Raw genomic sequence first — 18,201 nt, 5'->3', positions numbered from 1 at the left:
GGCAGCCAGTACGCCGTCGCGTCCACCGTCCACACCGCGGTCGCCCGACGCATCCCCGCCTCCCACACCACCTCATCACCCAACTCCGGGGAGACGGCGGCCCGGCAAGGCCCAGCGACAGTCCCGCCGCCTCCGAGGTGAAGGACCTGCGTCCCTCCGGATCGTCGCTGAACGCCTTGATGATCGCTCTGCCCGCTCCGGCCTCCACCGAGCAGCGCAGCACCACGCTGTGCGGGCTGTCGCCCCACACCACGGGCTCCGCCACGACCGCCCCCAGCACACCGCTCGCAGCCCGTAGAGCCGCGCGTATGACTGCATCCAGGGCAGATGGCCGGCCTGCGGTCATCGGTCGGCGTCGGCCGGTTCCCGGCCGTCGGGGCTCCGTAGCCGCGCCCGACAGGCGACCAGGCGGGCCAGACAGGTCAGCGCCAGTCCCCAGACCGATGCGCAGGCCGCGATCATCGCCGTCGTGGCGGTCGAGGCCGCCGACCCCAGTACGCCCCGGAGCAGGGCGCCCAGTGCCCGGACGGCGGGACCGAGGCCGTGCCCGGCCGACGGTGGTGGCTGCGGCGGTGGGACGTCCCACCGCATGGTGGTCAGACGACGGTCGAGGTCCGCGTCGTCCGTACGCAAGTCCTGTTCGATCTGTGCCAGGAGGAAAAGCTCCCGGCGGGAGAGTGCCTCAGTCATTGCGGTACGCCTCCGTGAGACCGCCCCCACGACTTCCGCTCTCCCTCCCACTGTGGTCCCACCCCGCCGGCCAGGCAATCGCAACGACGGCCGCGGCGGCCCGGACCCGGGATGTTCCGGCCTGGGACCGGCGCCGTCCAACCGCCCGTGACCTGTGCGGATGCACGCGGATGCACGTCGCTCGGGGCCTGACCGGCGGGGTGGCGACGACCGCAGACGGCGCAACGGAGTGGAGCGGAAGGCGCCTTCGCCCAGTCATCGGTGGCGGTGCCAGGCATTGCCAGCGGTGCCAGGCATCGGTGCAAGGGGCAGGGCACAGTCCCGGTGGATCCGCAAGTCGGTGGCCGGGCGGGGTCAGAGGGTGCCCAACCGCCCGGCGCGGGCGAGTGCTTCGAGCGTGTCCAGGGCCCGTCGTGCCTGGGCCGCCGCGGCCGGATCGCGGCGCTCGATGCCGCTCCGCACGAACTCGTCCTCGTCCAGGCGGAGCACGGTCGCACCGTCCGCCGACTGCCACAGGTCCAGCTCCAGGTCCTCGACCGCGATGCCGTCCGGACCGATCCGCGCCGGGCGCGTCACATCGCAGTACCAGCCCTTGAGCGCGCCGTCGGCGGCCCGGACCGCCTTGACCGCGTACCAGCGGTCACGCCAGTAGTGCTCGGTGAGGACGTCGCCCGGCTCGAAGCGTACGAATCCGAAGTCCCGGGCGGTGGGCCGGGCCCAGCGTGCCCGCACCACGGCGCGCACGCCGTCGTCGCTCACCACGGTGGCGGGGTACCGCACCTTGGTCCGCCCCGCTTTCGTCAGCGTGACGTGCGCCTCGCGCCCCACCGTCAGCGCCACCGTCCCAGTCACCACAGTCCCTCTGCTTCCGTTGATTCCGTTGCTTCCGTCCGTGTACGCGCTCCGCCACGGAGCACCGAGCACCGGCGCCTCGCAGCTTCTCCCGGCTCAGGGCCGTGGCGACAGCGATTTTCGTGGTGACGTGCCTGGGCCTGCTGAGGGAAACCGTGAGCGAGGGGGCGGGGCGATGGGGCGTCGCCTAGACTTGCAGGGTTTCGCAAGCCTGTGGGCGGCTGCCGGGCCCGTAGAGCCCGCGGCCGCGTCGGGACATGCGGCGATACCCAGGAGGACGGACAGCACACCATGAGCGACGGCCAGAGCACCGGACAGCCCAGCGACGCGGCGCCGTCCGCGCCCGATCCCGGCTTCGGTGGTGGGATGTCGGAGGCCCGCAAGGAACGCGGGGCGTCCTGGCGGGTGTTCCTCTACATCGCCGGGAGCCATCTCCTCCTCGGCTTCATGGCCCTGTTGTTCTACCTGGGGTCGCACGCCCAGAAGTAGCGCGGAGGCTTCCGTGAGTGCTGCCGAGAGTGCTTCGACGAGCGCTTCCGAGGGCGGGTGCACCCGTCTGATCGTGCTGCGGCATGCTAAGTCCGCCTGGCGGGAGGGCGTACCGGATCACGAGCGTCCGCTGGCGGGCCGGGGACGCCGTGACGCGCCGGCGGTCGGCCGGTGGTTGCGGCAGCGGCACTGCACGCCCGACCTGGTGGTCTGCTCGACGTCCCGGCGGACCCGCGAGACGTGGGAGCGGGTCTCGGCGGAGCTCCTTACGACGGCGGAACTCCCCACGTCACAGGCAGCTCCGGCGGGCCCGGACGTGATCTTCGAGCCACGGGTCTACGCGGCGAGCGCGGACACCCTCCTCCAGGTGGTGCGGGCGCTCCCGGACCGTTGCCGGACCGCGCTGGTGATCGGCCACCAGCCGGCCGTGCAGGACCTGGTGGTGGCGCTGGCCGGGTCGGGCGACGCCGATTCGCTCGCGCGGGTCCGTGGCAAGTTCGCCACGTCCGCGGTGGCGGTGCTGACGGTGCCCGACGGGTGGGCGCGGCTGGAGGCGGGCGGCGCGGTGCTCACCGCCTTCGCCGTTCCGCGCGGCGCGGCCCACGACGCTCACTGAGGCACTCCCGGCCGGGTCGGCCTGACCTGTCACCCCCATGGTCCGCACATCGCGCGGGCGCGCGGGGTCCGCGGCGATCCTGTGGGGCATGGCGGATGGTACGGGCGCCGACGATCGTGCGGACGACGACGGCCGGCGCGTCCCCGGGCGGCCGGAAGAGCCGCGAGGGGCGCACACCGACTACGGAGGCGCGGTCTACGGTTCCCTCCAGGCCGCGTCCGTCGTGGCCGGCACCGCCGCCTTCGGGCCGTTCCCACGGGTCGGGCTGGTGCTTCTGCTGCTGGTCACGGGCCTGGTCTTCTGGGTCGCGCACGTCTACTCCCGGCTTGTCGGCGCGCTGGCGTCGTACCGGCATCTGACGTGGAACCGGGTGCGCCGGGTGGCCGGGCACGAGTGGCCGATCGCGCAGGCCGCGGTGGCGCCGGCCGTGGCCGTGGCGATCAGTCCGCTGCTGGGGTTGAGCCTGCCGGCCACCGCGTGGTTCGCGCTCGCCGTCGCCGTGGCGGAGCAGATCGGCTGGGCCGGCGCGGCCGCGATCCGCGCCGGGGCCTCGACCCGGCTGGTGGTGGTCTCGGCCGTGGTGAACCTGGTGCTCGGCCTCGTCATCGTGCTGCTCAAGGCGGAGCTGCATTAGCGGAGCCGCAGTCGCAGCCGCGGCTCACGGCGCCGGTGCGTCCGGGGGTCTCGTCGGTCCGCCCTTGCCGGAGCGCAGCACGGCCAGCCGTCGCTGGTATTCCTCGTCCTCGATCTCGCCGCGGGCGTACCGCTCGGCGAGGATCTGTTCCGCGGTGGGCGGCCCGCCGGGCGGAACTTCCGGGCCCCAACCGGGCGCTCGGCGGCCCGGCCCGGCCGCTCCGAACGCGCCGGGACGGGTCAGGGCGCGGAAGATCAGGACGCCGATCACGATCACCAGTGCCCAGAACAGGACCATGCCGACCGTGGCCCCGAGCCAGCCCCAGCCCGGGCCGTGGTGGTGGCCGTACCAGAACAACATCGGACCTCTCCTTCCCAGCTGGGAGGGCGGCTGCGGGTCCTTGGCGAGGGCCCGCACGCGCACGGGTGCCCTCAGCTCGATTCTCGCTCGTGTGGCCGCCGGCGGCGCATGCTGGACGTGAGGGGCGGCGGTCCGCCCGGCCCGGCGCGGTTCCGGGGCGGTGCGGGCGCGTTGCCCGTCGGGGCGTCGTGGTGGTGGCGATGCGACTCACCTTCCTGGAACCGCTCTACGGACAGCCGGGCCCGTTCGCCTCCGTCTACGTGGACACCTCGCAGAACGACGCGCAGACCGATCCGGACGCCGTCCTCGCACTGCGGTGGCGGCGACTGCGCGACACCTTGGTGGCCGAGGGCGCCGACGAGGACTCGATCAGCGCCGTGGCGGCCTCACTGGGACACGACGCCGATGTGCCCGGGACGCACGGCCAGGCGCTGTTCACCGCGCACGGCGCGCTGGCGCTCCAGGGCGAGCTGCCGGACCCGCCGGCCCGGGACACCGCGCACTTCGGCGCACTGCCCGACACCATGCCCCTCATCGCCCAGCACGCCCCGGAGATCCCGTACCTGGCCGGGTACGTCCACTACGCGGGGCGCCACTCCCTGGACGCGGGCGGCACCGTCCATGTGGAGGCGGAGGCCGGTCGGTGGCCGCTCACCAAGGTCACGCCCGGCGAACGGCTCGACGAGCGGGTACCGGTCGCCGAGTGGCCGCACGCCGCGGAGCGGCTGGGCCGGTGGCTGGCCGGCCGGGCGGACCGGATGGGCGCCGAGGTGCTGGTGCTCGCCGGCGACACCTGGGCGCGCGGCATCCTGGCCCGCCGGCTTCCCGCGCGGCTGCGCGGCCGCGTCACGGCGGTCGACGCGGGCGGCGCGCCACGGCCGGGGCGGGCCCTGCTGGAGGCCGCCGTGGAGCGGCTGTTCCGCGGGCGGCCGGCGGCGCACGACGAGGCCCTGGTGGGTGCCTTCCTGGCGCAGCGGGCGCGCCGCGGGGCGGCGGCCGAGGGGCTGGCGGAGACCGTGGCGGCGCTGCAGCGCGGCCAGGTCGGCGCACTCCTGCTCACCGACCGGCGCCGTTCGGCACCGCCGCCGCTGTGGGTGGGGCCGGAGCCGGCGCACCTGGCGCTGACGGAGGGCGAGCTGCGGTCGTACGGCGTGGGCGGCGTCCGGCCGGAGCGTGCGGACGCCGCGCTGGCCCGTGCCCTGGTGGGGACGGGTGCGGAGCTGGTGCTGGTCTCCGGGCGGCGGCTGCGGTTGCGGGACGGGGTCGGGGCGCTGCTGCGGTATGCGGACTTCCCGCGGGCCGTGGCGGCGTGAGGGCGGGCCGATGCGCCCGGTGGTCGTCGGGTCGGGGTCCCGGTGGTCGCCGGGTCAGGGCGGGGGTGGCCCGGGCTCATGGGGGTGGTCCGGGGGCGGCCCCGGCTGCCGGCGGAGGACGTCGAGGACGACGGAACCGTCGATCGTCTCGCGGGTGGTGAGCAGGTCGGCGAGGTGTTCCAGGGCCGCCCGGTGGTCGCGGAGCAGGGCGGTGGCGCGTTGTTCGGCCTCCCGGACCAGGCGGGCGATCTCCTCGTCGATGAGGCGCTGGGTCTGCTCGGAGTAGGGGCGGTGGAAGGTCTCGCCCGGGGTGTCGTCGCCGGGCCGGTGCAGGGCGCCGGTGGTGGCGTAGCCGACCGGGCCGAGGGAGGGCGAGAGGCCGAAGTCGCGGACCATGCGGCCGGCGATCTGGGTGGCGCCGGCCAGGTCGTCGGCGGCACCGGTCGAGCCCTCGCCGAAGATCACGAGTTCGGCGGCCCGGCCGCCGAGCCGGACGGCCAGCAGGTCGCTGAGATAGCCCTCGGTGTAGAGATGCCGTTCGGCTTCCGGGAGTTGTTCGGTGGCGCCCAGGGCGGGGCCGGACGGCAGGATGGTCACCTTGGCGACCGGGTCGGCGTGTTCGCACAGCGCGGCCACCAGGGCGTGGCCCGACTCGTGGACGGCGACGGCATGGCGTTCCTCGGGGAGCAGGGCGTTGGAGGATTCCCGGCGTCCGAGCAGGACCCGGTCGCGGGCGTTGTCGAGGTCCTGGGCGGAGATGACGGTGTTGCCCGCGCGGACGGCGTGGATGGCGGCCTCGTTGAGGAGGTTGGCGAGGTCGGCGCCGGAGAAGCCGGGGGTGGCCCGGGCGGCCACGTTCCAGTCGACGTCGGGTGCCAGTCGTTTGCCGCGGGAGTGGACGGCGAGGATGGCGGCGCGTTCGGCCTGGTTGGGCAGCGGGACGGTGACATGCCGGTCGAAGCGGCCGGGGCGCAGCAGGGCCGGGTCGAGGGCCTCGGGGCGGTTGGTGGCGGCGAGCACCACGATGCCGCTGCTCTGGTCGAAGCCGTCCATCTCGGCGAGGAGTTGGTTGAGGGTCTGCTCGCGTTCGTCGTTGCCGCCGAGCCGGACGCCGCCGCGGCGGCTGCCGACGGCGTCGATCTCGTCGATGAAGATGATCGACGGTGCGCGTTTGCGCGCCTCGTCGAAGAGGTCGCGGACGCGGGAGGCGCCGACGCCCACGAACATCTCGACGAACGCCGATCCGGTCACCGACAGGAACGGCACCGCCGCCTCACCGGCGACGGCCCGGGCGATCAGCGTCTTGCCGGTGCCGGGCGGCCCGACCATCAGCACCCCGCGCGGCCCGGTGGCGCCGACCACGGCGTACCGCTCGGGGTGGCGCAGAAAGTCCACGATCTCGCTGATCTCCTGCTTGACGCCCTCGTATCCGGCGATGTCGTCGAAGCGGGTGGTGGGCCGCTCGGCCTCGATGATCCTGGCCCGGGAGCGGCCGATGCCGCTGAGCCCTCCGGTGAGGCTGCGCGCGGCCTGCCGCCCGGTCCACAGGAACAGCGCGCCGAGCAGGACCAGCGGCAGCAGCACGGCCGCCAGCGGTCCGATCCAGCTGCCGCCGTCGCTGCTGCTGGAGGCGGTGATGCCGACGTCCTTCGCGCGCAGTTCCTGGGCGAGCCCGGTGGTGCCCAGTGCGGTGGGGATCCGGGTGGTGAACTTCCGGCCGTCCTTGAGCTTGCCGTTGACGCCGCCCTTGTCGTCGATGTCGACGGTCTTGACCTGCCCGGCTTCCACCTTGCCGAGGAACGTGCTGTAGGTCAGGGAGGTGCCGGAGGGGTTGTGGGCCCGGCTGAGCAGGAGAACGAAGACCGCCAGGAGGATGATGGGCAGCAGCCATGGCCGCCAGGCGGGCGGCCGCGGGCCGGCCGGTGGCTTGGGCGGCTCCCGCGGCGGGCCCGGCTTCGCCGAGCGCGTGGCGTGGCGCCCCGGCAGGCGCACTGCGGTGATCACGACGGCTCCCTACGGCTCCGCACTCCTGGGACGCGTCCGCTCCGTGCTCCCGGGACGCGTTCCGCTCCACTTCAACGATCGGCTTTTCCGGCCTGTTCCGCAGGGCGGTGGCCGTCGTGCGGTGGGGCCGCGCGGCCAGGTGTGGCACGCTCGAAGAGCAGGCAAAGGGGGTGCGTGATGCCTCTTGGGAAGCTCCGGCCGCCCTGGCGGCACGGCCCGCTGCGGCGGGGCACGGATGTGGCGCAGTCCTGGATCGCGCTGACCGCAGGCGTGCTGATCGCCGTGGCCGCCCCGACCGCGGGGGTGCTGGCCGGCAACGCGGTGGATGCGGCGGCCCACCGGCAGAGCGCCGAGTGGCGCCCCGTCTCCGCGGTGGTGGTGAAGGATCCGGCCGCCCGGATCACGGTCGACAGCGGGACCGGCACGGGCAGCCGGGTGCACACGATCGTGCGCTGGACGGCCGCGGACCACACCGCGCGGACGGGCGAGACGACCGTGCCGCCCGGTGTCCACGTCGGGGACCACACGACCGTCTGGCTGGACCGGAACGGCAAGCTGGTGCGCGACCCGAGCACGCCGACGGACTCGCTGGCCGAGAGCGTGGTGGCGGGCACGGTGGTCGCGTCCGGCACCGGTCTGCTGCTCTACGGCGCGGAGAAGGCCGGCGTCCGGCTGCTGAACCGCCGGCGCTACGCCCAGTGGGAGAAGGAGTGGGCGGACCTGGACACCCGCTGGCGGCACCCGCAGCAGTGAGGCGCCGTGGCGCGCCGCCCTCGGTCACGGGATCGCGCGCGCCAGTGAACCGCCGCCGCCCTCCTGGAAGATGCGGTCCAGGTGCCGGTCCAGGACGTCCGCGGCGGACCGCGCGCTGCTCCGGCCCACCAGGACGCTGGTGCCGAGCCCCGCGGACAGGGCGAGCAGGGTGACGGCCTCGGCGCGCGCGTCCACCCCGGGCCGGGTGAGGCCCGCTGCCTGTGCCTGTTCCAGGAGCGCGGTCAGGCGGTCCTCGGCGGCCTCGGGGTTCTTGATGAAGGGCTGTGCGGCGAGCGCCTCGTCGGTCACGGAGAGCACGGCGTACGAGGTGTAGACGAGGTGGAAGGTGCGGCTCTCCTCGTCGGTCGGCAGCGACGCCATCAGGAGGGCTTCGATCACCGCCCGCGGTCCGGGGCGGTTCCCGGTGGCCCCGACGCGGGTGGCGACCCGTTCCCCGAACCGCTCGGCCAGGTGCTGCAGTCCGTGCAGCAGCAGCTTCTCCTTGGTCTCGAAGTAGTACTGCACCAGCCGCACCGACACTCCGGCCTCCGCCGCCACGTCCCGCATCCCCACGGCGTGCAGGCCGCGTCGTCCCGCGACGCGGAGCAGCGCCTCGGCGATCTCGGTACGTCGTTCCGTGTGGTCCACGCGCTTGGGCATCGGCCGCGTCTTTCCTCGTCAGTCGTATCGGCAGTCGTCACGTCGGTCGTCACGGCAGGGGGCCGTGGTCCGTATCGTGCCAGGCGATTTTGTTGATACAACCGTACCAAGATCGTGGTACGTTCGTATCACGAAGACCGCGAACAACGGATTCCCCGGAGGTGGCCGTGTCCGTGACCACTGCCCGTCCCCCCGCCGATGTCGGCCGCTATGTGAGCGAGGCCCTGCGCGACGAGTACTTCGCCGCGTGCGACGCGCTCTACGCCCTGGGCGCGCCCGCGGCCGAGGAACAGGACGTAGAGACGTCCTTCGGCACCACCCACGTCTACCGCTACGAACCGGCCGACCCCGCTGCCCGGAACCGCACCCCCGTCGTCCTCGTCCACGGCTCGGGCTCCTGCTCCGCCATGTGGTACCCGAACACCCCCGCCCTCAGTGCCGAGCGACCGGTGTACGCGGTGGACACCCCGGGGGACCCCGGACGCAGCGTGCAGCGCGCCCCCATCCACCAACCCGAGCGCGCCGCACAGTGGTTGGACGAGACGCTGGACGCGCTCGGACTCGACCACGTGCACCTGGTCGGCTCCTCCTACGGCGGCTGGCTCACCCTGAACCAGGCACACCGCAGGCCCGGTCGGCTCGCCTCGGTCACGCTGCTCGATCCCGGCGGACTGGAGAAGGTGGGACTGCGCTTCTTCGCCTGGATCTTCCTCAGCCTCTTCGCGACCTCCGCCCCGAAGGCGCTGCGTCCGCGCCTGGCGGCCTGGTTGGAGCAGCCGGTGATCATCGTGACGGAGCTGCGCACGATGATCCGGAAGGGTGTGCGGGCCTTCCGCGTCCGTCGCCCGTCGCCGCTGCCGCTCTCCGACGACGAGCTGGCGACCATCCGCACCCCGCTCTATCTGGTCCTCGGCAGGCGCAGCCTTCTGGTGCACCCGAAGCGGCAGTTGGAGCGGGTGCCGCGCCTGATACCGGGAGCGCGCGCCGAGATCGTCTCCGCGACCGGCCACGGACCGCAGATCGACCACCCTGAGGCGGTCAACCGCCGGATGCTGCGCTTCATGGACTCCGTCGACGGACCGGCCGAGTGACCGGCTAACCAACTGGCGGGCGGCACCGGCCTTCTGTACAGGGCTCAGCCCAAAGGCCAGGCTGCCGCCCTTCCGGCGGCCGGTGCGACGGCGCCCTCCGGTACGGTCCGGGGGCGGCGCCGTCCCCGCGCCGACGTCTCGCTCCGCGGAGGGTAACTGCCGGTGTCCGCAAGGTATAAGCAACCTCATGCCCCCTCACGAAGCCGCTGCGCCGAAACCTCCCGACGTGGCCGCCGCGATCCGTGGGCATGTACTTCACGCCGGAAGAGGGCCAGGCATGCGCGCCGCGTCGTGGAACGGAACCGCGAACGACGCCCCGCGGCAGTCCCCCTCAGCGCGTGGTGTATCCACCGTTGACGAAGAGGGTCTGCCCGTTGAGCCACCAGCCCTCGGTGAGCAGGAAGAGCACATAGGGCGCGATGTCCTCGATCTTGGTCAGTTCGCCGTTCATGGACGAGGACTTGTGGAACGCGATGGAGTCGTCGGTCTCGGCCGGATAGAAGAACGAGGTGTCCATCGGGCCCGGGGCGATGTTGTTGACGCTGATGTTGCGGCCGAACAGCTCCTTCGACAGGGCGCGGGTGAAGTGCTCGACCGGTGCCTTGCTGCCGGCGTAGACCGAGTACAGGCCGGTGTAGGCGGCCAGCAGCGAGGTGACGACGGTGATGATCGAGCCGTCGCGCTCGATGCGCTTGGCGGCCTCCCGCATCATGAAGTAGGCGGCCTTGGAGTTCACCGCGAACATCCGGTCGTACTCGTCCTCCGAGGTCTCGGTCATCGGCTTCTTGATCACCATGCCCGCGGTGTTCACACTGGCGTCGACCCGCCCGAACGCGTCCACCGCGGCGTCGAAGAGCCCCTCGACGCCGGCCACCCGCGTCAGGTCCGCCTGGTAGGTCACCGCGTCGCCGCCCGCCTGCTTGACCGCCGCGGCCGTCTCCTCCGCGTCGGCACGGGAGGAGTCGCTGTTGTAGTGCACCACGACCTTGGCGCCGTGCTCGCCGAGCTGCCGGCTGACCAGGCCGCCGAGGTTCCTGGAGGCCCCGCCGACCACGACGACCTTGTCCTTGAGCGTACGAGCGGGCATGACGCGTCTCCTCACACAGTGGTATCCGTCCCCGCGCGTGCGCGCCGGCACAGCTCAGCGCCCGCACGCCCGGGCCATGTCCCCGCCCGTGCGACGCGCGGCCACCCCGACGCTAAGCAGGCGCCCCGGTGATCGCATCCGCAGGCCGGGCGGGCGTCACCCGCCCGGCCGACCGGCCTGCGGGACATCCGGCACACCGTTCGCGTGTGTGCGGCGGCGGGCGAGGCGGGTGGCGCGACCCCACCCCCGTAGGGGCCGCGCCACCCGTCGCCTCGTCGGATTCATCCGGGCGTCCGCTGCGTCACAGGGAGTGTGCCGACGCACCCGACCGGTGCGGTGCGCCGCTCACCACTTCACCACCGACGGCCCCAGCGCCGCCCCGTCGAGTCCGTCGCGGTACCAGGCATCCGGCGACAGGTCGGGGGGCTCAAGGGGAGCCGGAGCGGCGGCCGGCAGCGCGGCGGCCGCCGCCACCGTGTCGTACAGAGCCTCCCAGTCACATGCTCTCCGCGTGACCGGGGGCAGGAGCTGGTCCCCCTCTCGGAGGTAGGCCAGCATCCTCTCGTGCGGAGAGGAATTGCTGTTCGTCATGGTCACCCTTCCGTCAAGAACTCTTGGCGTGGGATCGGTCCCACCCCGGAGCCACGGGTCCGGCTGGCAGCCACGCCGTGGCTCCGGGGCGCAGCCCGTTCCGGCACTGCGGACGTCGGGCGCGCGGCCGCCGCACGCGGCCGCCGCGCGCCCAGGACATGCCCTACGCGAGGGCCGGCTCATCGTCGCCCCCACGGAGTCCGGCCCTGGCCTTCGCCTCGGCCGCGGCGAGTTCACGGCTGACCGTCGCGGACGAGATCTCCAACAGCTCGGCGATCTCGATGCCCTTCAGGCCCCACACATGGGTGAGTTCCCAGACCGCTGCCTGGCGTTCGTCGGCGATCGCCGTCTTCACCGACTCCAGGAGCTCCAGGTATTCGAGCGCGACGGTCGGTCCGGTGCCGAACTGCCGGGCGTGTTCGGGGGGTTCATCGTAGAGCCGCTCTCCCGAGGATGCCTTGCGCCAGTGGTCCCGGAGCTTGTTCCGGGCGACCACGGTGGCGAAGACGATGACCGGCTTCTCGAACCTGGTACCGCGACGGAACTCCTGGAGGATCGCGATGCAGGTCTCCTGGGTGATGTCCTGGGCCAGGTGGTAGTCGCGCGTGACCCGGGTGACCGAGGAGATCAGCCGCGGTACGACGGTCCGCAGCGCCTCCTCCATCAGCGCGTCCTCGCGCTCCTTCGACAGCCTGCGGTGCGCCTCCCCGGAGTCGTCGCCGCCCCCTGAGAGCTGCCTCATGTGTCGTCCTCTCCACTGACCGGGTACCGCGCCGCGGCCCCGGGCTCGATAGGAGGACGTGCCGGCGCGCGGATTCTTTTCACGGCCGCCGGATGAAAATTCCGGCGGCCCCGACGGGACCTGACGGCATGGACACTCGCCTCGCCCTCGTGCTCGTACTCGGCGGCCTCGCCGTCTATCTCGCCTACTCCGACCCGGTACTCGGCGCGGCCCTCGGCATCGGCGTCGCCGTGGTCACCCTGCTGCTGTCGCTGCTGGAGAAATAGCGCGGAGCCGTGCGGTGATCTCCTATCACTTCGGCACCAAAGGGGAGTTGATGAGCGCCGTTCTGGAAGAGGTCAGGTTACGCGCGCACCGGGCGATGGTGACCGTCGCGGCAGGCACGTCCACCGCCGCCGGGCGCACCGGCAACCGCCGACACCTTCTGGTGCAGCCGACGGCAACTCCTAGCGCAGAAGGGCCAGGACGAGCGAGGCGACGGCCAGACCCAGGTAGCCGGCGGGCCCCGCCAACGTCGCATAGGCGCGCACCCGCACATGGGCGACGACGGCGCCGACGAAGAACAACACCAGGCCCACGGCGGCGGCGACACCGAGGACATGAGCCCCCAGGATCCCGGCCAAGAGCCCTGCCGCTCCTGCACCCTTGAGCCCGCCGAGCCACGGAAGCCAGGACCGCGGCACCCCCACCGCGGCGGAGTTGGCGAGGACGAACCGGGCCCTCGCCAGGTCCGCGACCGCCATCCCCCCGTTCGCCACGATCGCGATGCCGGTGACGAGCACGTAGGCCAGATCCATGTCCGACACCTCCCTTCCATCCATCCATGCGTTCTGTCTGTCTGCCTGTCATCTGTCTGCGAGCAGGCCCCTGTCTGTGACCAGGCTCGTCGTGCCGACGTCCGGCGTCCAATACCTGCGGCTATAACCTGGCGGCATGGATGTCGACACCCGGCTGCTGCGCTACTTCGCCGCCGTGGCGGAGGAAGGGCGCCTGACCCACGCCGCGCAACGCCTGTTCGTCTCCCAGCCGGCGCTGACGAAGCAGATCAAGCAGTTGGAGGCACAGCTCGGAGTGGTGCTGTTCACCCGCTCCCGGACCGGGATGGCGCTGACGGAAGCGGGACGCGCCCTGGCCGAGCGGGTGCCTGGGCTGCTGGCCGACTGGGACCGGATGCTGCGGGAGACGAAGGCCGCGGCGAGCCGGGCGGAGCGGGTGCTGCGGGTCGGCTTCGTGGCCAGCGGCGCCAACGAGGCGACCCCGGGCATCGTCGCGGAGTTCGCCCGGCGCCGACCTGGCTGGCGGGCCGAGATGCGGCAAGCCGCGTGGTCCAACCCGTCCGCCGGACTGGCCGATGCCGAGGTGGACGTCGCCTTGGTGCGGCTGCCGTTCCCCGGCCAGGACGCAGTGCGCGTCGTGCCCCTGTTCACCGAACCGCGCTGGGTGGCGCTCGCCGACGGGCACCCCTTGGCCGCACGCGAGGTGATCCCGTTCCGGGAGCTGTACGACGAGCCGTTCGTGGCCGCTCCGCCGGAGACGGGCCGGTGGCGGGACTACTGGCTGGCCGCCGACGAGCGCGAGGGGCACCCGGTCCGCATCGGCGCCGTCACCGACCAGCCGGACGACTGGCTCAGCGCGATCGCCAACGGCTACGGCATCGCGCTGGCCCCCGAATCCGCGTCCCGCTTCTACGCCCGCCCCGGCGTCACCTATCGCCCGGTCACCGGCGTCAGCCCCAGTCAGGTGGCCGTCGCCTGGGCCCCGGCCGACGACACCAACCCGGTCGTGCGGGACTTCGTGCGGTGCTGCCTGAAAGGGATGCAGGGCGGATGCGGATGACGGGCCGGGGTGGGACGGGAATGCCGTGGTCAGGGGTGGTATGAAAGGGCATGGCTGTCATTCACCACACCACTCTGAAGCCCACCAAACTGCAGCTTCTCACCACCTGGCTCCCGGGCCGGCCCTGGTACCGGGGCGCCGGCCAGGCACCGCAGTTGACCAAGGCGGGCGGCTTCCGGCTCGACGATCCGCAGGGCGAGGTGGGGATCGAGTGCCTGGTGGTCACCGACCGGTCCGGTGACCTTCCGGTCACCTACTTCGTCCCGCTGACCTACCGCGGCGAGCCGCTCGACGGTGCCGAACAGGGCCTGATCGGGACGCTGGAGCACGGCCTGCTGGGCCGTCGCTGGATATACGACGGTGCCCATGACCCCGTACTCGTGGGCGAGTTGATCGCCGTCTTCCAGGGTCGCGCCGTGCCGCAGGCACAGGACGTCAGCGATGTGCGTGACGGCTCCGTCCACGGCCGCCTCGCCGAGACCGCCCAGGCCGCCGCTGTGGGCTCGTCGAGGGTGGTGGGGACGGCGACCGTGGTCGACACGGCGCACGGCACCGAGCTCGTGCTGGAAACCACCACGGAAGCCGATGGGGAAGCAGGAACGGCAGGGAAGGCGGGTGGGGAAGCGCGAGGTGAGGGGAAGGCAGCCGGGGAAGCCGTCGCGGTCGGCGCTCTTTCGAACCGCGGGCGGGCCACGTTCGGCCTGCGTATGGAGCGCGTTCTGGAAGCGCTGCCGCAGGAGGGGCGCGTTGGTTCCACGGACAGTGCCGGCCCGGAGTGCCTGGGCTCCCTGACCGGCGTCTGGCAGTCGGCCGACGGTGTGGAGCACCGCGGTCTGTTCGCGGCGCTCCACACCACGGAGCGCTGACGGGCCCCGATAGGTCCGATGGGTCCGACGAGTCCGACGGGCCTGACGAGTCCGATGGCTCCGCTCTACACCGTGCCGCGGGCGACGGTCCCGGCGGAGGGAACAATTTCCCTCCGCCGGGGCGGAGTTCCAGAGGCCCGGGAGAGGGTGTGCCTGGCGTGGCCCGGTGGGGCAGGCGGAGTGCGTGCTTCTGGGTGAAGAGTCCGGGCGGATGGGCGTGCCGGGAGTCGAAACGGCGCCGCCCCTCCCCCTTATAGCTGTGTGACCGATCCTGTGGACATGGCGATGGTGTTGCTGCGCGGAGTGTCCGCGGTGCCTGTGAAGGGCGAGGGGGAAGAGCGCCGGTCGGTGGACGTACGGCGGCGGATGCCTGGCAGTGAGGAGGGGGCCCGGGCGGGCCTTACCGGGCCGTCACGCGCAGACGTTCCCGGAAGGCTTTGACGCGGGGGTTGCGCTGATGGGGCGCGAGTCGGTGAGCCAGGCGGGGCAGTGTGCCGTGCACGGAGCCGGCGGCGAGCTGCCGGTGGTGGCGCAGGGCGTGGAAGGAGTGCTCCACGGCCGCGTCGACCTCGTCCAGGGCGAGCAGGGTGTGCGCGAGCTGGACGTGCAGCAGGGTGCGGGCCTTGTGGTGGTCGGCCGGCCGGCAGGCGAGGGAGTGCTCCAGTTCGGACAGGGCCGCCTTGTGGTCGCCGAGGCGTGAGAGCACCTCGGCGCGCTGGTAGCGCAGGGCGGTCTCCGGATAGCTGGTGAAGGGCCCTTCGGGGCCGGTGGCACGGGCCAGGTGCTGTTCCGCGGTCAGTAGGTCCGTGGTCGCGGCGCGGCTCTGGCCGGCGCCGGCCCGGACGACGGCGCGCCCGGCGTGGAGATAGGCGCGGACGGCGTCGGGCACCGCCGATCCCGCGGTGTCGACGGCGGCCTCGGCGAGGGCGAGTGCCTGGTGGTGGTCGCCGAGTTGATGGGCCTGCACGCTCAGGCAGCGCAGCACGATCGCGTACGAGCCGCGGTCGCCGGCCGCGTGGGCGAGTTCGAGGGCGATGTCGTAGTAGTGCTGGGCGAGGGCCGGGTGGCCGGTTTCGCAGGTGCGGCCGGCCAGCAGCAGGGTCAGTTGGGCGGCGCCGGTGAGGAGGGCGCGCCGCGGGCCCGGGGCGGCCGGGGCGGTGAGCAGCGGCGCCACCTCCACGGCGAGGTATCCGGCCAGCGCGGACCGGCCGTGGGCGCCGCCGTACCGCTCCCCCAGCAGGGAGCTGCGGGCCGCCATGGCCTCCAGTCGGGCGGGGGCGTCGGCGGATGCCTGGGGGGCGCGCGGGTCGGCCGGGGGCAGGGCCGGCAGGCGGCTCCCCCAGTCGCTGAAGACCGGTGGCGGGGCGGAGAGCACGGTGCGGGCGAGGTCGGCCCGGCGGGCGGGGTCGGTCTCCGCGCGGCACAGGGCGGTCAGCCGGTGGACGGGGGCGCCGCCGCGCAGGGCGGAGGTCAGCACGCCGACGATGGGGTCGGGGTCGGGGAGCCCGGTGTCCTGGGGTGTGAGCCGGCGGCCGAGGCGTGGGCTCAGCGCCTGGCCGATCAGCTGGCCCACCGGGGGGCGGGGGCGGGCCCCGTTGAGCCAGCGGGCGACCGAGGTGCGGTCGTAACGCAGGCGGAGGCCCTGGGCCGCGCCGAGTGCGTTGACGGCGCGGGAGAGGTCGGTGGCGGTCCAGTCGGCTTCGGCCAACAGTGCCGCCAGCATGCGGTTGGGGCGGCGCGGGGGCGTCATGGTGTGGCTGCCTCGCTCACTCGTCAGGCTTTCCGGCTCGGCGCTGCCCCCGTCGCACGCAGGACTTTCAACACGTTCACGCTTCCCGCCACGATCGGGCGTTCCGCCCCGGCTCGATTCATGGTTCCGTTGATGAACGGCTGTTGGCTACGGCGCAGTGGTTCGCAAGGCGCGAATCCGGCCACCGTAAGGCTGCCCCGGACGAATTCCGCGGACGCGCGAGAGCCCGGCCGTTGATGGGTATGCATGCGATCAGGCACAAGAGCAGGATCAGGTACGGACCTTACTTCTCATGAACTCCTTTCGTCTCTTCCGTTTCTCCGGCTTCCCTCGTCCGTTCGTCCGCGGTGGGACCGTGGAATTGACGCGGAATGATGCGGCCGCGGCGGCCGGCGTGGATCCCGAACTCCCCTGCCGGGAGCCATAGGTGCCGCCGCCGTCACGCCGCCGTAACGCGAATCTGCGGGCCCTGCTGGCGGAGGCCCGTTGGACGCAGGCGGCGCTGGCGCGCACGGTCAACGCCCTCGCCGCGGAAATAGACCTCGACCTGAATTACGACCGCACTGCCGTGGCGCACTGGCTGAGTGGGACGCGTCCCGCTCCGCCGGTGCCGGAGTTGATCGCGGAGGCCCTGTCCCGTCGCCTGGGCCGCGCGGTCTCGCCCGCCGCCGCGGGCCTCGCCGGCGAGCCGTCCGCCTCGACGGGCGGGCGGCTCCCGGCCTCCGGCACGCCGGTCGGCACCGCGCTCACCGAGCTGTGCAGCATGGAGAACGACCCGGCGCGCCGGGCTTCCGCCCGGATGCTGCCGTACCGGGAGGCGGAGTTGGCGAAGGCGGCGGCCGGTACCGCCAACCGGGAACCGGCGCCTCCGGTGCCGCGCGGTGAGCCCGACACCGAGGACGACCTCGGTGTCGTCCGGCTCGCGGTGCGGTTCTACTCGGCCTCCTTCGACGCGCACGGCGGGCGCCGGGCGCGCTCGGCGCTGGCCGCGTACCTCGCGGACGACATCGCTCCGCTGCTGCGCGAGCAGGAGGGCCGGCAGCCGCGCCGCGGGCTGCTGGTGGAGGCGTCCCGGCTCTCGTTCCTGCTGGCCCGGATGTACCAGGACGCCTCCGTCCACGGTCTCGCCCAGCGCCATTTCTCCACCGCCCTGCGGCTCGCCGACGAGTCCGGGGACGCCACGGCGCGTGCCGTCGTCCTGCGCGGGCTGAGCGCCCAGGGGCTCGGTCTGGGCCACCGGCGGATCGCCCTGGACGCCGCCGAGGCGGCCGCCGCCGTCCGTGTGCCGGACGCGCCGGCCCGGGCGTTCCTGCTGTCCCAACTCGCCGTGGCCCAGGCGGCGTGTGGGCGGCACCGTGCGGCGCGGGAGTCCCTCGGCCGGGCCGAGCGCGCGCTCGCGAAGGGCGGGCGGGGCGGTGGGGCGGAGCCCTTCACCGCGTATTCACCGGGTTCCCTGGAATTCCAGAGTGCCGAGGTTCTCAGATATACCGGCGACCTCCCGGCGGCGCGTGTCGCCCTGGCCAACTCCCTTGCGCACCGCTCGGATCGGGACCACCGGGGCATGGCGCTGAGTTACGCGCAGTACGCGGAAATCCTCATGGGCCTCGGTCATGTGGAAGAAGCCTGTGTCTCCTGGAATTCCTTCCTCGATCACTATGTTCATCTGCGGTCCGGGGCGGCGGATCTCGCCGCGGGCCGGCTGCGGCAACTGCTGACCCCGTTCCGGAATCTCCCGGTGGCGACCGCCGTGTTGCACCGGGCGTTCGCCGTGGCGTCTCCGTCCCCACACTCCTGAGACACCGCGTCGCCTGCGCATTCACCTCTTTCAACAGCCTCGGAGCGGAATCCCGGACCATGAGCCCGGTGA

Annotated in this window: 20 protein-coding genes; 10 read left to right on the top strand and 10 right to left on the bottom strand. The window is 73.0% G+C overall.

What is annotated here, in order from left to right; genetic code table 11:
- Positions 1-342: 342 nt before the first annotated feature.
- Together ACRAS8_RS33460 and ACRAS8_RS33455 are read right to left on the bottom strand one after the other, a co-directional pair.
- A complete protein-coding gene (locus tag ACRAS8_RS33460) occupies positions 343-690 on the bottom strand; it encodes a DUF3040 domain-containing protein (RefSeq protein WP_438489778.1) in 348 nt (115 codons plus the stop codon).
- Positions 691-1,044: 354 nt separating this feature from the next.
- Positions 1,045-1,545: a DUF402 domain-containing protein gene (locus ACRAS8_RS33455; RefSeq protein ID WP_438489777.1), complete on the bottom strand. Its 501-nt coding sequence runs from the start codon at positions 1,543-1,545 to the stop codon at positions 1,045-1,047.
- Positions 1,546-1,833: 288 nt separating this feature from the next.
- Here ACRAS8_RS33455 and ACRAS8_RS33450 point away from each other — a divergent pair, with 288 nt between their 5' ends.
- The 3 genes from ACRAS8_RS33450 (at position 1,834) to ACRAS8_RS33440 (ending at position 3,281) form a co-directional block, all read left to right on the top strand.
- The gene (locus ACRAS8_RS33450) at positions 1,834-2,031 is read left to right on the top strand and encodes a DUF6126 family protein (protein ID WP_438489776.1); all 198 of its coding nucleotides are present in this window, start codon (positions 1,834-1,836) and stop codon (positions 2,029-2,031) included.
- Positions 2,032-2,044: 13 nt separating this feature from the next.
- Positions 2,045-2,647 carry a SixA phosphatase family protein gene (locus tag ACRAS8_RS33445; RefSeq protein ID WP_438489775.1) on the top strand — a complete coding sequence of 201 codons (603 nt, stop codon included), beginning with the start codon at positions 2,045-2,047 and terminating at the stop codon, positions 2,645-2,647.
- 88 nt (positions 2,648-2,735) lie between these two features.
- A complete protein-coding gene (locus tag ACRAS8_RS33440; RefSeq protein ID WP_438489774.1) occupies positions 2,736-3,281 on the top strand; it encodes a hypothetical protein in 546 nt (181 codons plus the stop codon).
- Between the two features lie 24 nt (positions 3,282-3,305).
- On the opposite strand, the gene ACRAS8_RS33435 is transcribed toward ACRAS8_RS33440, so the two are convergent.
- Positions 3,306-3,641, bottom strand: coding sequence for an SHOCT domain-containing protein (locus ACRAS8_RS33435; protein WP_438489773.1), 336 nt, complete (start codon positions 3,639-3,641; stop codon positions 3,306-3,308).
- Between the two features lie 200 nt (positions 3,642-3,841).
- Between ACRAS8_RS33435 and ACRAS8_RS33430 the strand changes: the two genes are divergently transcribed.
- A complete protein-coding gene (locus tag ACRAS8_RS33430; protein ID WP_438489772.1) occupies positions 3,842-4,954 on the top strand; it encodes a baeRF2 domain-containing protein in 1,113 nt (370 codons plus the stop codon).
- Between the two features lie 54 nt (positions 4,955-5,008).
- Here ACRAS8_RS33430 and ftsH read toward each other — a convergent pair whose 3' ends face one another.
- On the bottom strand, positions 5,009-6,958 hold the full coding sequence (gene ftsH / locus ACRAS8_RS33425; RefSeq protein ID WP_438489771.1) for an ATP-dependent zinc metalloprotease FtsH: 1,950 nt from the start codon (positions 6,956-6,958) through the stop codon (positions 5,009-5,011).
- Positions 6,959-7,135: 177 nt separating this feature from the next.
- Here ftsH and ACRAS8_RS33420 point away from each other — a divergent pair, with 177 nt between their 5' ends.
- Positions 7,136-7,711: an Rv1733c family protein gene (locus tag ACRAS8_RS33420; protein WP_438489770.1), complete on the top strand. Its 576-nt coding sequence runs from the start codon at positions 7,136-7,138 to the stop codon at positions 7,709-7,711.
- A 24-nt stretch (positions 7,712-7,735) separates the two neighbouring features.
- Here ACRAS8_RS33420 and ACRAS8_RS33415 read toward each other — a convergent pair whose 3' ends face one another.
- The gene (locus ACRAS8_RS33415) at positions 7,736-8,371 is read right to left on the bottom strand and encodes a TetR/AcrR family transcriptional regulator (RefSeq protein ID WP_438489769.1); all 636 of its coding nucleotides are present in this window, start codon (positions 8,369-8,371) and stop codon (positions 7,736-7,738) included.
- A gap of 167 nt (positions 8,372-8,538) precedes the next feature.
- Here ACRAS8_RS33415 and ACRAS8_RS33410 point away from each other — a divergent pair, with 167 nt between their 5' ends.
- Positions 8,539-9,462 (top strand): alpha/beta fold hydrolase, encoded by a 924-nt coding sequence (locus ACRAS8_RS33410; protein ID WP_438489768.1) that lies wholly within the window; start codon positions 8,539-8,541, stop codon positions 9,460-9,462.
- Between the two features lie 331 nt (positions 9,463-9,793).
- Here ACRAS8_RS33410 and ACRAS8_RS33405 read toward each other — a convergent pair whose 3' ends face one another.
- The 3 genes from ACRAS8_RS33405 to ACRAS8_RS33395 form a co-directional block, all read right to left on the bottom strand.
- Positions 9,794-10,549: an SDR family oxidoreductase gene (locus ACRAS8_RS33405; protein WP_438489767.1), complete on the bottom strand. Its 756-nt coding sequence runs from the start codon at positions 10,547-10,549 to the stop codon at positions 9,794-9,796.
- A 345-nt stretch (positions 10,550-10,894) separates the two neighbouring features.
- Positions 10,895-11,140, bottom strand: a complete 246-nt coding sequence (locus ACRAS8_RS33400) for a hypothetical protein (protein ID WP_438489766.1) — start codon at positions 11,138-11,140, stop codon at positions 10,895-10,897.
- Positions 11,141-11,303: 163 nt separating this feature from the next.
- On the bottom strand, positions 11,304-11,882 hold the full coding sequence (locus ACRAS8_RS33395) for an RNA polymerase sigma factor (protein ID WP_438489764.1): 579 nt from the start codon (positions 11,880-11,882) through the stop codon (positions 11,304-11,306).
- Between the two features lie 128 nt (positions 11,883-12,010).
- Here ACRAS8_RS33395 and ACRAS8_RS33390 point away from each other — a divergent pair, with 128 nt between their 5' ends.
- On the top strand, positions 12,011-12,148 hold the full coding sequence (locus ACRAS8_RS33390) for a hypothetical protein (RefSeq protein ID WP_438489762.1): 138 nt from the start codon (positions 12,011-12,013) through the stop codon (positions 12,146-12,148).
- A gap of 180 nt (positions 12,149-12,328) precedes the next feature.
- Here the strand turns inward: ACRAS8_RS33390 and ACRAS8_RS33385 are convergent, their stop codons facing one another.
- The gene (locus ACRAS8_RS33385; RefSeq protein ID WP_438489760.1) at positions 12,329-12,679 is read right to left on the bottom strand and encodes a DoxX family protein; all 351 of its coding nucleotides are present in this window, start codon (positions 12,677-12,679) and stop codon (positions 12,329-12,331) included.
- A 136-nt stretch (positions 12,680-12,815) separates the two neighbouring features.
- On the opposite strand from ACRAS8_RS33385, the gene ACRAS8_RS33380 reads away from it, so the two are divergent.
- Positions 12,816-13,718 carry a LysR family transcriptional regulator gene (locus tag ACRAS8_RS33380; RefSeq protein ID WP_438489758.1) on the top strand — a complete coding sequence of 301 codons (903 nt, stop codon included), beginning with the start codon at positions 12,816-12,818 and terminating at the stop codon, positions 13,716-13,718.
- A gap of 50 nt (positions 13,719-13,768) precedes the next feature.
- Positions 13,769-14,584, top strand: coding sequence for a maltokinase N-terminal cap-like domain-containing protein (locus ACRAS8_RS33375; RefSeq protein WP_438489756.1), 816 nt, complete (start codon positions 13,769-13,771; stop codon positions 14,582-14,584).
- A 400-nt stretch (positions 14,585-14,984) separates the two neighbouring features.
- On the opposite strand, the gene ACRAS8_RS33370 is transcribed toward ACRAS8_RS33375, so the two are convergent.
- On the bottom strand, positions 14,985-16,334 hold the full coding sequence (locus ACRAS8_RS33370) for a hypothetical protein (protein ID WP_438489754.1): 1,350 nt from the start codon (positions 16,332-16,334) through the stop codon (positions 14,985-14,987).
- 427 nt (positions 16,335-16,761) lie between these two features.
- On the opposite strand from ACRAS8_RS33370, the gene ACRAS8_RS33365 reads away from it, so the two are divergent.
- Positions 16,762-18,129: a hypothetical protein gene (locus ACRAS8_RS33365; protein ID WP_438489752.1), complete on the top strand. Its 1,368-nt coding sequence runs from the start codon at positions 16,762-16,764 to the stop codon at positions 18,127-18,129.
- Positions 18,130-18,201: the final 72 nt, after the last annotated feature.

Source organism: Streptomyces sp. S186, assembly GCF_051603415.1.
Taxonomy (GTDB): domain Bacteria; phylum Actinomycetota; class Actinomycetes; order Streptomycetales; family Streptomycetaceae; genus Streptomyces.
This window is presented reverse-complemented; position numbering and strand designations above follow the sequence as displayed.

Bases quoted from the DNA above. Each gene is read 5' to 3' on its own strand.
- ACRAS8_RS33460 (WP_438489778.1), bottom strand. From the start codon at position 690: ATGACTGAGGCACTCTCCCGCCGGGAGCTTTTCCTCCTGGCACAGATC.
- ACRAS8_RS33450 (WP_438489776.1), top strand. From the start codon at position 1,834: ATGAGCGACGGCCAGAGCACCGGACAGCCCAGCGACGCGGCGCCGTCC.
- ACRAS8_RS33440 (WP_438489774.1), top strand. From the start codon at position 2,736: ATGGCGGATGGTACGGGCGCCGACGATCGTGCGGACGACGACGGCCGG.
- ACRAS8_RS33435 (WP_438489773.1), bottom strand. From the start codon at position 3,641: ATGTTGTTCTGGTACGGCCACCACCACGGCCCGGGCTGGGGCTGGCTC.
- ACRAS8_RS33430 (WP_438489772.1), top strand. From the start codon at position 3,842: ATGCGACTCACCTTCCTGGAACCGCTCTACGGACAGCCGGGCCCGTTC.
- ACRAS8_RS33420 (WP_438489770.1), top strand. From the start codon at position 7,136: ATGCCTCTTGGGAAGCTCCGGCCGCCCTGGCGGCACGGCCCGCTGCGG.
- ACRAS8_RS33415 (WP_438489769.1), bottom strand. From the start codon at position 8,371: ATGCCCAAGCGCGTGGACCACACGGAACGACGTACCGAGATCGCCGAG.
- ACRAS8_RS33405 (WP_438489767.1), bottom strand. From the start codon at position 10,549: ATGCCCGCTCGTACGCTCAAGGACAAGGTCGTCGTGGTCGGCGGGGCC.
- ACRAS8_RS33400 (WP_438489766.1), bottom strand. From the start codon at position 11,140: ATGACGAACAGCAATTCCTCTCCGCACGAGAGGATGCTGGCCTACCTC.
- ACRAS8_RS33395 (WP_438489764.1), bottom strand. From the start codon at position 11,882: ATGAGGCAGCTCTCAGGGGGCGGCGACGACTCCGGGGAGGCGCACCGC.
- ACRAS8_RS33390 (WP_438489762.1), top strand. From the start codon at position 12,011: ATGGACACTCGCCTCGCCCTCGTGCTCGTACTCGGCGGCCTCGCCGTC.
- ACRAS8_RS33385 (WP_438489760.1), bottom strand. From the start codon at position 12,679: ATGGATCTGGCCTACGTGCTCGTCACCGGCATCGCGATCGTGGCGAAC.
- ACRAS8_RS33380 (WP_438489758.1), top strand. From the start codon at position 12,816: ATGGATGTCGACACCCGGCTGCTGCGCTACTTCGCCGCCGTGGCGGAG.
- ACRAS8_RS33375 (WP_438489756.1), top strand. From the start codon at position 13,769: ATGGCTGTCATTCACCACACCACTCTGAAGCCCACCAAACTGCAGCTT.
- ACRAS8_RS33370 (WP_438489754.1), bottom strand. From the start codon at position 16,334: ATGACGCCCCCGCGCCGCCCCAACCGCATGCTGGCGGCACTGTTGGCC.